Here is an 11,771-nt window from a genome sequence, read left to right on the forward strand (position 1 = left end):
GGAGGAACGTATGGAACGGATTTTGAAACGGACGACAGCTTTTTTTCTGTTTCTGATGGCAGGGCTGCTGATCACCGTGCTGAGCGTGTTTACGGTGGCGAGCGGCACCAGACTGGCGCAGACGGCGGAGCGGCAGAGCAGTTACCAGCTGCAGGTTACCAAAACGCGCGGTGCAATTTACGATTGCAAGCTGCGCGGCTTTACGGGGGAAGAGTCAGAGTACGCCGCGGCAATCGTACCGACAATCGAGGACGCCGCGGCACTGAGCAATGTTTTGACACAAGAGGAAATGGCGGAGGTCTATCCGTCCCTGACGGCGGGAATGCCCTTTGTTTTAAAGGTGGATGAGCCGTTCACAGCAGACGGCGCGGACTTGTTCCGTATTGACAAACGGTATGCGGAAAAACCGCTTGCCGTTCATACCATCGGATATTTAAACGGCGCAGGGGAAGGGGTCTCCGGCATAGAAAAGCTCTTTGACCAGCAGCTTACGGAAGAACAGGGCGGCATCACGGTTTCCTACCGGGTGGACGCGATGAATCGCGCGCTGGCGGGCGAGGACAAAAAAATCAACGACACGACCTTCCTGAAGCGGCGCGGCGTGGTCCTCACGTTGGACCGGGAGATTCAGCAGATTGCCGAGCATGCGGCAAAGAAGCACCTGCAAAAGGGCGCGGTCGTCGTGACGGAGGTACCCAGCTGCAAAATCCGCGCGATGGTCAGCCTTCCGGACTTCGACCCGTACGACGTCGCCGCCGTTCTGGATGATGCGGACGCGCCGCTGCTGAACCGCGCCACAGCGGCATACAGCGTCGGTTCCGTATTTAAGCTGGATTCCGCCGCCGCCGCGCTGGAATACGGAATTTCCCCGGACACGCAATACAACTGTACGGGAGGCATTCAGGTTTCCGACGGCGTGTTTCACTGCGTCAATTCCAAGGTTCACGGGGAAGAGGATATGTGCCGCGCCATCGCGCAGTCCTGCAACACCTATTTTGTCAACCTGATGCAGATGCTGCCGCCGTCGCAGTTCCTCTCCATTACGCGCAATTTTGGCTTTGGCAGCGATATTGAGATTGCGCCGGGTTTCCACACGGCGGAGGGAAACCTGCCGACGCTGGACAGCCTGAAAATTCCCAAAGCGCTGGCAAATTTCTCCTTTGGGCAGGGTGACCTCACCGCCACGCCGCTGCAGATCGCCGGGATGGTCAACGCCATCTGCAGCGGCGGAGAATATACGGCGCCCAGCCTCTACGAGGGTTTTGTCAATGAAAACCAGGAGTATATCCAAAAGGTTTCTGTACCGAAGAGCAAGCGGGTGATCACTGAGCATACCGCATCGCTTCTGCGCAGTTTTATGGAGCAGTCCATCGAGGAAGGGACCAGCAAGAAGTTCAAGCCGCTCAAAGGCGGTGCGGGCGCGAAGACGGCGACGGCCCAGACGGGGAAGTTTGTGGACGGCGTGGAAGAAGTGATTTCCTGGGTGGTGGGCTACTATCCGCAGGACAATCCCAGATATGTAATCACCATCATGGGGGAGGGCGGAACGGGCGGCGGCGCAACCTGCGGCCCGGTGTTTAAGGATATTGCGGATGCGCTGCCGGTGAACGGTTAAAAGGAGTTGACATTCCGGGTTGCCGCGATTATAATAAATCTATCTGAAATAGGAACAGGCGATGAAGGGCCAAGCTGCGTTTGCTGTGCAAAAGAGAGGATCTCCCCGGCTGAAAGGGATCTGCACAGGGCGGCGGTCGGCGGCCAGCCCGGAGCTCTGCGGCGATGAACCGCGGCGTTTCCCGCGTTAAGGGGTGAAAGTGGCGTCGAAAGACGCAATTTGGGTGGTACCACGGGCTATTCCGTCCCATGCGGACGGGAGAGCCTTATTTTTTTGCAGAGATGGGAGTTTTTAACATGCAGTGGATTGGTTTAAACGAGTTGCGCGAGAAATTTCTGGCCTATTTTGAAAGCAAGGGACATCTGCGCCTTCCCAGCTTTTCGCTGGTTCCGAAGGACGACAACAGTCTCCTGCTCATCAATTCCGGCATGGCGCCGATGAAAAAGTATTTTACCGGCGAGGTCACGCCGCCCCGTAAGCGTGTGACGACCTGCCAGAAGTGCATCCGCACACCGGATATTGAGCGCGTGGGCGTCACGGCGCGTCACGGCACCTTCTTTGAAATGCTGGGCAATTTCTCCTTTGGCGATTATTTTAAATCCGAAGCGACCGCCTGGGCGTGGGAATTCTGCACCAAAGTGATGGAGATGCCGGAGGACAAGCTCTGGGTGACGATTTATCTGGACGACGACCAGGCGTTTGACATCTGGACCAAGGAGGTCGGCGTTTCGCCCGACCGCATTGTCCGCCTGGGCAAGGAGGACAATTTCTGGGAGCACGGCTCCGGCCCCTGCGGCCCCTGCTCCGAAATCTATTTTGACCGCGGCGAGAAGTACGGCTGCGGCAGCCCCACCTGCGGCGTCGGCTGCGACTGCGACCGCTATGTGGAGTTCTGGAACGTTGTCTTTACACAGTTCGACAGCGACGGAAAAGGCAACTATCCGCCGATCGAGCATCCGAATATTGACACCGGAATGGGACTGGAGCGTCTGGCCTGCATCATGCAGGGCGTCGACAACCTGTTCCTGGTCGATACCATGCAGAAGATCATGCAGCATATCTGCCGTATTGCGGACGTAAAGTACGGCGACGACGATAAGAAGGACATTTCCCTGCGCGTGATTACGGATCATATCCGCAGCACCACCTTTATGATCGGCGACGGCGTCATGCCGTCCAACGAGGGACGCGGCTATGTCCTGCGCCGTTTACTGCGCCGCGCCGCGCGTCATGGCCGCTTGCTCGGCATCGACCGCAGCTTTCTGGCGGAAGTGGCGGAGACGGTCATTGCGGAGAACAAGGGCGCATATCCGGAGCTGGAGGAGAAGCGCGCGATGATTCTGAAGCTCATCAACGTGGAAGAGGAGAGCTTTGCAAAAACCATCGACCAGGGGCTGCAGATTCTCAACAACCTGATTGAAAACCACAGCGGCGAGGTTCTTTCCGGCGAGGATGCGTTCCGTCTGAACGACACCTACGGTTTCCCGCTCGACCTGACAAAGGAGATCGTTGCGGAACGCGGCATAAGCGTGGACGAAGAGCGCTTTCACGAGTTGATGCAGGAGCAGCGCGAGCGCGCGAGAAACGCCCGTAAAAATGCCGGTGCGGACGCCTGGGCCGGCGAAAACGATATTCTGGCTGACATTCCGGAGACAAAATTCCTGGGTTACGAACTGGCCAGCACCCCGGCGACCGTTCTGGCGATTCTCAAGGACGGAGAGCGCGTCGATTCCGCCACAGCGGGCGACGAGATTGCGCTGATCCTGGACCAGACCACCTTCTATGCGGAGAGCGGCGGCCAGGTTGGCGACGTGGGACCGATTTCCTCTGAAAACGCGCTGATCGCCGTTGACCAGACGACCAAAAACCATGCGAAGAACTACATTCACCACGGTACGGTGCAGGCCGGCGTCATTGCGGTCGGAGACCGTGTGGAGACAGAGGGCAATCCGGAGAACCACCGTGCCATTATGCGCAACCACACCGCGGCGCATCTGCTGCAGGCGGCGCTGCGCACAGTGCTGGGCGACCATGTCGAACAGGCGGGCCAGCTGGTGGACGAAAATGTGGTGCGCTTTGACTTTACACATTTCTCTGCGCTGACAGCGGAGGAGCTGTGCCGCGTGGAAACCATTGTCAACAATGTAATCCTGAACGGAACGGCGGTGGATTGCCGCGAGATGCCGATCGAGGAGGCAAAGAAGCTGGGCGCGATGGCCTTGTTCGGTGAAAAATATGGGAATGTTGTCCGTGTGGTATCCGTGGACGATTTCTCCAGAGAGTTTTGCGGCGGTACGCATGTGGACAACACCGGTAAAATCGGCCTGTTCAAGATTGTGTCCGAAAGCTCGGTTGCGGCGGGCGTGCGCCGTATGGAAGCCGTCACCGGTATGAACGCGCTGCACTATATGAACGGCAAGCTGGAGGAGCTCAATGCGATTGCATCAGCAATGAAGGCGGGTTCCGCGGCAGGTCTGGTACAGCGCGCGGAGCAGATGACCGCGGAGCTTAAGGAGAAGGACCGTGTGATCGAATCCCTGAATGCCAAGCTGGCCGATATGCAGATCAACGGCCTGTTTGAAGGCGCCAAGATGGTAAACGGTGTGCGTGTGATTACGGCGCTGTTCTCCGCGACGGAGCCGAACGCCCTGCGTACCATGTGCGACAAGGTGCGTGAAAACGCACCGAACATGGTCGCCGTGTTGGCTGCAACCCATGACGGCAAGGCCAATATCGCGGTGACTGTCGGCAAAAACGCGCTGGAAAAGGGCCTCAACGCAGGCAAAATTGTGCGCGAAGTGGCAAAGGTTGCGGGCGGCAACGGCGGCGGAAAGCCGGACTTTGCAATGGCTGGCGCGAAGGATCTGACCAAGTTGGACGAGGCGCTCGCGGCTGCGGAAGAAATCGTTGCGGGAATGGTTGCGCAATAAGCTTTCTTGCGCTTGTTTTGGCGTTGTGCTACAATAAAATAGAAACATGGAATACAAAGGAGGGAATGGATCGTGGATTGTATTTTCTGTAAAATTGCAGCGGGAGAAATTCCCAGCAATAAAGCGTATGAAGATGATCGGGTGTTGGCTTTTTACGATTTGGACCCGCAGGCGCCGGTGCACATTTTGATGATCCCGAAGGAACACATTGGCTCCGCAACGGAAATCACAGCAGAGAACAGTGCGATTGTTGCGCATATCTTTGAAATTGCGGCTAAGCTGGCGGCAGAATTGCAGCTGGACCAGGGCTGGCGCGTGGTGACCAACGTGGGGAAAGACGGCGGTCAATCGGTGCTGCACATGCATTTCCACCTGTTGGGCGGCCGTTCCATGGCGTGGCCTCCGGGCTGATGCAGAACGGGCGACCTTATTGATATGTAGAAAGGCTGATCATTTTGAGCGAACAGTATTATCATATGAACATTGCGGGCTGTGAACGCGACCTGCCCATCTGTCCTATCGACGAGCATTTGGACATCGCCGGGTTCGTCATGCTGGGCGACGTGGAAATCACGGAAAAAACGGCGGCGGCGCTGCTGGAAAAGTGTCCGGCGCACGACGTTGTCGTTACCGCGGAGACAAAGGGAATCCCGCTCTGCTATGAGATGGCGCGTCAGGGCTGCCGCAAGTACATTGTGGCCCGTAAGAGCGTAAAGGCGTACATGCGCAACCCGATCCATGTGGAGGTAAAGTCTATCACCACGGATCATGTGCAGAAGCTGTATTTGGCGGAGGACGATTACAAGGGTTTAAACGGTAAACGCGTGCTGATCGTGGACGACGTCATCAGCACAGGAGAATCCCTCGCGGCGATGGAGGACCTGGTCAAGCAGTTTGGCGGTGAGATCGTGGGCCGTGCCTGCGTGCTTGCAGAAGGCGACGCGGCGGACCGGACAGATATTGTATTCCTGGAGCCGCTGCCGCTGTTTGCGAAGAAATAAGCGGAACGCGGTTGGCATATCCCGGACGGAATACGTCCGTAAGGAGGAAGGCTTATGCGGCGGCCATTTGCGCTGGTTGGATTTACATATCTGCTGGTGCTGGTGGCCGCCGTTTTTCTTGGCGCACGATGGTCGATGGTCCTTGCGTGCGTCTTCTTGCTTTTCGGCGCGGCAAGTCTTTTGCTTCCCCGCCTGCGGATCGGTGTGTTTCCAGTCGCATTGTGTACGGCGGCAATGGCATTTGGATGTTTTTCAGCTTTTGCCGCACAGCCGGTGCAGCTGGAGCAGACATTGGGAGAGGCGGACGCCGTCATAACCGGCGTGCTGCAGGAGCAGCCCTATCGCCGGTACGATCGGAGCTATTGCGTGGTACAGGTAACGTCTGTGGATGGGGAACCAATGGATTTTCAAATAAGGCTGTCCATGCAAAACGGCTTTACGGCAGAGCCCTATTCACGGTTCGAGGGCAAGGTGCATTTTTATATCCCCTCGGGCGGGACAGGCTTTTCCTCCCGCGCATATTATGCATCTCAGGATGTTTCCCTGTTGGCGTTCTTGTACGAGTATGAGCCGTTTGCTATTTTACCGCCGACGGAAAAGCCGCTCAACTACTATATTTTGCAGCTGCGGTCCGCGATGGGCGACGCGCTCAATACGATGCTTCCGGAGGAGGAAGCTGGTCTGCTGCGCGGCGTGCTGCTGGGGGACAAGACCGGGATTTCGCCGGAGCTGACGGAAGACTTTCGAACAGTCGGATTGTCGCATCTGATGGCGGTTTCTGGACTGCATATGGCGATCATCATGCAGTTGTTTTTCACACTGTTTCTGACGCTGCGGCTTCCAAGAAAGCTTGCCGCGTTTTTGACGTCCTTTGCGGTGCTGGGGTTTATGGCGGTGACCTGCTTTGTGCCCTCGGCTTCCCGCAGCGGCGTGATGTGCCTGCTGTTTCTGGCCGGGCAGATCCTTTCACATCGGGCGGATTCCTTGAATTCACTGGGACTGGCAGTCTGGATTCTCTGCCTGATTAATCCCTATGCGGCGGCCGATATTGGACTTTTGCTTTCTTTTTCAGCCACCTTGGGATTGATTTTGCTGGCGCGGCCTGCGGCTCGCTGGTTGGATCGATTTGCGCCGAAGCAGGGAATCTGGAGACGGTTTTTCCATGCCGTCAATTCCGGTTTGGGAACCAGCGTCAGTGCGATTCTGTTTACGCTTCCGGTTATGGCGCTGACCTTTCACAATGTTTCCATCATCGCGTTTCTTGCCAATTTGCTGGCGCTCTGGCCCGCCACGTTTATGCTGCAGTTTGCGTTGGGCGCGGCGGTTCTGTACTTGGTCCTGCCGTATACACTGGCTGCAATGCCGTTCGCCTTTGCAGCGGGATGGATCGCCAAATATTTATGCGCCTGTGTACGCGCTTTGTCAGAGATTCCCTATGCCAGCCTGCCAGCTTCCGCCGGATTTGTTCTTCTATGGATTGCCGCTGTGCTGGCATTGACAGGCGCTGCGCTTTGGCTGGGAAAGCCAAAGCGGCTGGCGCATACCGCTGTATGGCTGTCTGTTATTCTACTGTTGACCGGTGTGTACTCCTATCAGCTGTCCATGCGCGGTGTGACGCGTATCGCCGTTTTGGACGTGGGAGAAGGCCTTTCTGTTGCGGTGACCAGGGATGGACGGTCTGCGTTGATCGGCTGCTGTGGCTATTCTGCGATCCCGGTGAAAAGCTATTTGAAAGGGCAGGGAGTGACCGGTCTGGATTATGTGGAGCTCTTTTCCAATTTCGGACAGGAGGCGGGCAATGCCGCTGCGGTTTTGCAGACCTTTCCAGCGGAACAGCTTGTGTTGCCCTCCGGCGCCTATATGGATGACCTGTTGCAAAAACAGCAGGACCGCGTGAAGAAATTGGTTTCTTACAAAAATGCTGCGCGGGCGGAATTATGGGGCAGCGTTTCGATTGAAACACAGGATGGAGTTGCCTTATTGGAGACAAACGGTGTAAGCGTTTTGCTGCTGCCGGGAAAAAAGGAAGTTGCAGATGCCCCGGAGGACTGGAGAAGTGCCGATTTTGCCGTGTACCTGACCAGCGGCGCAGCTGTTTTAAAGGCTGGCAGCGAGGGCTACGCTCATAATATGGACGAGGGTCCCATTATATTGGAAATTACCGGTGAAAAGACGGTTAAAATCAGGAGGGATATTTGATGCCGGAACTGACGGAAGCGGAGCTGAAAAAGCAGATTGAGCAAAACAACTTTGCCAATCTCTATTTGCTTCATGGAGAAGAAAAATATCTGTTAAAGCGCAGCGCCGACCGGCTGATGCGTAAAGCCAGTGGGGATGCCTTCCAGGATTTTAACATGCAGAAGCTGGACGGCGAATCGGTTTCCATTGACGCGCTGGCCAACGCGGTGGAGGCGCTGCCCCTTTTTGCAGAACGAAAATGTGTTGCGGTAACAGACTTTGACGCGGAATCGCGTAACGCGCAGGACCTTTCCAAGCTGTATGAACTGCTGGACAGCGTACCATCCAGTACAGTCCTGATTTTTTATCTGCCGTCGGTCCTGATTGATTATAAAAAATCTGCCAAATGGAAGAAGCTGTTGGCCGCGGTCAACAAAGCGGGCTGCACCGTGCAGTTCCAGCGGAAGAGCGGACCCGACCTGCAAAAGCTGCTTTGTGCGGCGGCGTCCAAGCGGCATTGTGAGCTCTCTCGGGCGGATGCCGCCAAGATTGTCAGCTACTGCGGAAACGACCTGCAAATGCTCTTTAACGAGCTGGAGAAGCTCTGCTCCTTTGCGGGTGGAGGAGAGATTACGCTCAAAATGATTGAAGAGCTGGTGACCAAAAATCTGGAAACGACCGTTTTTTTACTTTCCCGCGCCATTGTGGCAGGGGAGTACGACAAGGCGTATTCCATTTTAGATCTCCTGTTTTATCAAAACGAGGAGCCGGTCTCTGTGCTGGCTGTACTCTCCAGTGCATATCTGGACCTGTACCGTGTACGTGCCGCCATCCAGAGCGGACAGAGTGCATTGGCTCCGGCGAAATATTTTGATTACAAGGGGAAAGATTTTCGTTTGCGAAATGCGGAACGCGACGGCGGGCGTTTTTCCATGGAGATGTTGCGGCAAAGCCTGGACGCGCTGCTGGAGGCGGACGTCGCGTTAAAGAGCGCCCGGGGAAACCGGCGGACCGTGATGGAAAAGCTGATTGCGAAGCTCCTGTTGATTGCGGAGCAGGAGAAACAGGCGATGTAGGAGGGAACAGGCCGTGCGGCTGAAGATAAAAGAAGCGATTATCGTGGAAGGCAAATATGATAAAATCAAGCTGTCGTCGCTGATCGACGGAACCATCATTGAAACGAATGGTTTCCAGATATTTAAAGATAAAAAGCAGATGGCGATGATTCGCCGGCTTGCCGAAACGCGGGGAATTCTGGTACTGACGGATAGCGACGCGGCGGGCTTTGTCATCCGCAATTATCTCACTGGTGCGATTCCAAAAGAGCAGATCCGGCACGCATATGTACCGGACATCTTTGGAAAGGAACGGCGAAAGGACCAGCCTTCCAAGGAAGGTAAGCTGGGAGTGGAGGGCATTCCGAAGGAAGTTTTGCTGGAAGCGCTGCAGCGTGCAGGCGTTTTTTGCGACGAATCCGATTCGGAAGCGGAAAAACGGTTGATTACAAAAACCGACCTGTTTGAAATGGGCTTGTCCGGTGGAGAAAACAGCGCGCAGAAAAGAAAAAAACTGTTGCAGGCGCTCAATCTTCCGGAGCATCTTGCGCCGAATTCCCTGGTAAAGGTGCTGAATAGCCTGATGGATTATAAACAGTTCTGCAAAATTGTAGAAAAACTGTAGGGCTTCCCCAAATCGTGAGGAAAAGAATTTATAAAAAATACCAATGACATATTGACAAGCTACGATTAAAAGTGCTATAATAATTCACGCTGAGTCGCGCGAGTGCTGGAACTGGCAGACAGGCACGTTTGAGGGGCGTGTGTCTATGACGTACGAGTTCAAGTCTCGTCTCGCGCACCAACTGAAAGCTCTGAAACCCGCATGAATGTTGGGGATCAGAGCTTTTATTTTTTTATTTGAAAGTTAAAATCAGTTAAGATGCTTTATTTATACTTGAAAAAGTGCAAAGAGATAAATTTCCATATGATCTGGCAGTACAAAAATTGAAAGAGAAAACCGGAACCTATGCCATGTGTTTCAAAGGAGATGAAGGTTGTGATTACTGCGATTCTGGCCGCTTTTGTCATGTGGTGTCTTATGCAAGGTGCAGTCCCTTTCGCCGTACAGATTGCAGTCAGCCTCGTGACCGGAACCATTTTTCTTTTGTTTGGGCGCCATCATCACGATGGTGTTTTGAGCATTGATGTACTGGCACGTCGTTCCCGATTTGCCGCGGAAAACGCCGTACTGAAGGTTTGGGGGACTCTTTTGCTGTTAATTCTATGTGTTTGTTCCCAAAGCCTGTGGCCGCCTCTGGTACTGTTTGCGGTATTGGCGGCTCTGAATATGGGAGTGGGCGGAACGTCTTTGCATGCGTATTTTTCGCTGTTTCGTTTACCGGCTGTTTTTTTGCTGCTCAGCGGACTGGTGCTCCTGTGGGATTTTTCCCATAGCCCAATAGGAATATGGAATATTCCTTGCTTTGGCGGATATCTCACGATGACGGCTACAGTGCAATCTTCCACGCGGATTGTACTGGCCCGGTCGCTTGGTGCTGTCAGTTGCCTCTATTTTCTTAGTCTATCCACCCCCATGCCGGAAATCCTCGCAGTTTTGCGCAAAGCGCATGTGCCATCCGTGGTGATCGAGTTGGCGGTCCTCATGTACCGGTACATATTCATTCTTTTGTCCACCTACCGGAACCGCAGGGATGCGGCGGCCAGCCGGCTGGGGTTTGTCAGCCTGCGGCAAAGCATCCGAACAATGGGTTGCCTGTATGGGAATTTGCTGGCCTGCAGTTTTAAAAAAGCCGGCGCCTGTTTTGATGCAATGGAAAGCAGGTGCTATACGGGTGAAATCCGGTTTTTATCGAAGAAAAAGCCGGTCACAGCCTCGGGCGCTGTTTTGTTCAGCGCACTTCTTGTGGGAACGACGGTGCTGGTTGTCTTAATCGATTGACGGGGTGAAGTTATGCGTGAGATTATTTGTTTTGATCATGTTTCATACGCCTATGAAAAGGGTCGGGAGGCTTTGACCGATGTGTCTGTATCCATTCACAAGGGAGAAAAAGTGGCGGTTCTTGGCAACAATGGGGCGGGAAAGTCCACTTTTTTTCTGCTTGCCAACGGCGTTTTATTCCCTCAAAAGGGGAGCGTTTTCTTTTCCGGCTCCGCTGTGGGGAGGAAGGAAAAGGAATTAAACCGTTTGCGCCGCGGCGTGGGATTGGTCTTCCAGGACCCGGACGAGCAGCTTCTGGCAGGTACTGTGGAGGAGGAGATCAGTTTTGGCCCGATGAACCTTTCACTGGAGGAAGCCGATGTACGGCGGCGCGTCGATGAATCGATCAGGATGCTGCAACTGGAACCGCTGCGGGAGCGTGCGCCGCAGTATCTTTCTGGCGGGGAAAAGAAGCGCGTTTCCATTGCCGACGTGTTGGCCATGGAACCGGAGATGCTGCTGCTGGACGAGCCGACCTCCAGTCTCGATCCGGCTAATACAAAGCGGTTGGAGCAGACGTTGCATATGCTCAGTGCAAAAGGATTGGCCTTGGTGGTGACGACGCATCATGTGGATTTTGTATGGCGTTGGGCGGAGCGCGTCCTGGTATTCCATGCGGGCAGCCTGGCGGCAGACGCACCCCCGGAAACCGTATTTGCAGACAAGGCGCTTTTACAGAAATGCAATTTGGAACAGCCCATTTTGTACCGGGTGGGAGAAGCCCTGGGCCTTACACCGTTGCCCCGCACGGTAGAGGAGTTTACAGCTGCAATCAAGAGGAAACAATGATGGTTTAAAGGCTCAATATAATTAGATTTTATAGAATCCACAGGGCGATTTAGCTCTGTGGATTTTTTGCAGTGTGCGTTTTTTTCTAGAGGAAAGTGCGGAAAACGGTCTGTTACAATGTTCACAATGTGTTCAGAATTGAAACGGCAAATCAAGGAGAATACACAAGAAAACCAGAGAAAATTTGATGTATTGAAAGGATAGATTGAAAAAATACGGGTTTTTTGCAGAAAAATGGAATAAAATATTGACAAATCACGA

At 54.3% G+C, this 11,771-nt stretch carries 9 protein-coding genes and 1 tRNA gene; all 10 read left to right on the plus strand.

What is annotated here, in order from left to right:
* Positions 1-10 precede the first annotated feature (10 nt).
* The 10 genes from I4V53_RS07455 to I4V53_RS07500 all read left to right on the plus strand — a co-directional run bounded on the left by I4V53_RS07455 (position 11) and on the right by I4V53_RS07500 (position 11,510).
* Complete coding sequence (locus I4V53_RS07455) at positions 11-1,615, plus strand: peptidoglycan D,D-transpeptidase FtsI family protein (RefSeq protein WP_286167070.1); 1,605 nt, start codon at positions 11-13, stop codon at positions 1,613-1,615.
* Positions 1,616-1,911: 296 nt separating this feature from the next.
* Positions 1,912-4,545, plus strand: a complete 2,634-nt coding sequence (gene alaS, locus I4V53_RS07460) for an alanine--tRNA ligase (protein WP_195985049.1) — start codon at positions 1,912-1,914, stop codon at positions 4,543-4,545.
* Positions 4,546-4,617: 72 nt separating this feature from the next.
* On the plus strand, positions 4,618-4,956 hold the full coding sequence (locus tag I4V53_RS07465; RefSeq protein WP_195985051.1) for a histidine triad nucleotide-binding protein: 339 nt from the start codon (positions 4,618-4,620) through the stop codon (positions 4,954-4,956).
* A 65-nt stretch (positions 4,957-5,021) separates the two neighbouring features.
* Entirely contained in the window at positions 5,022-5,546 is a 525-nt protein-coding gene (locus I4V53_RS07470) for a phosphoribosyltransferase family protein (protein WP_195985166.1), read from the plus strand.
* 54 nt (positions 5,547-5,600) lie between these two features.
* A complete protein-coding gene (locus tag I4V53_RS07475; protein ID WP_195985053.1) occupies positions 5,601-7,745 on the plus strand; it encodes a ComEC/Rec2 family competence protein in 2,145 nt (714 codons plus the stop codon).
* Positions 7,745-8,800 carry a DNA polymerase III subunit delta gene (gene holA / locus I4V53_RS07480; protein ID WP_195985055.1) on the plus strand — a complete coding sequence of 352 codons (1,056 nt, stop codon included), beginning with the start codon at positions 7,745-7,747 and terminating at the stop codon, positions 8,798-8,800. The genes I4V53_RS07475 and holA overlap by 1 nt, the downstream gene beginning before the upstream one ends.
* Before the next feature lie 13 nt (positions 8,801-8,813).
* Complete coding sequence (locus I4V53_RS07485; RefSeq protein ID WP_353616493.1) at positions 8,814-9,404, plus strand: ribonuclease M5; 591 nt, start codon at positions 8,814-8,816, stop codon at positions 9,402-9,404.
* Positions 9,405-9,500: 96 nt separating this feature from the next.
* Positions 9,501-9,584 (plus strand) — tRNA-Leu (locus I4V53_RS07490).
* A 186-nt stretch (positions 9,585-9,770) separates the two neighbouring features.
* On the plus strand, positions 9,771-10,682 hold the full coding sequence (gene cbiQ, locus I4V53_RS07495) for a cobalt ECF transporter T component CbiQ (protein ID WP_195985057.1): 912 nt from the start codon (positions 9,771-9,773) through the stop codon (positions 10,680-10,682).
* Positions 10,683-10,694: 12 nt separating this feature from the next.
* The gene (locus tag I4V53_RS07500; protein WP_195985059.1) at positions 10,695-11,510 is read left to right on the plus strand and encodes an energy-coupling factor ABC transporter ATP-binding protein; all 816 of its coding nucleotides are present in this window, start codon (positions 10,695-10,697) and stop codon (positions 11,508-11,510) included.
* The last annotated feature ends 261 nt before the right edge of the window (positions 11,511-11,771 follow it).

Source organism: Clostridium sp. D33t1_170424_F3 (genome assembly GCF_015667585.1).
Taxonomy (GTDB): Bacteria; Bacillota; Clostridia; order Oscillospirales; family Acutalibacteraceae; genus Anaeromassilibacillus.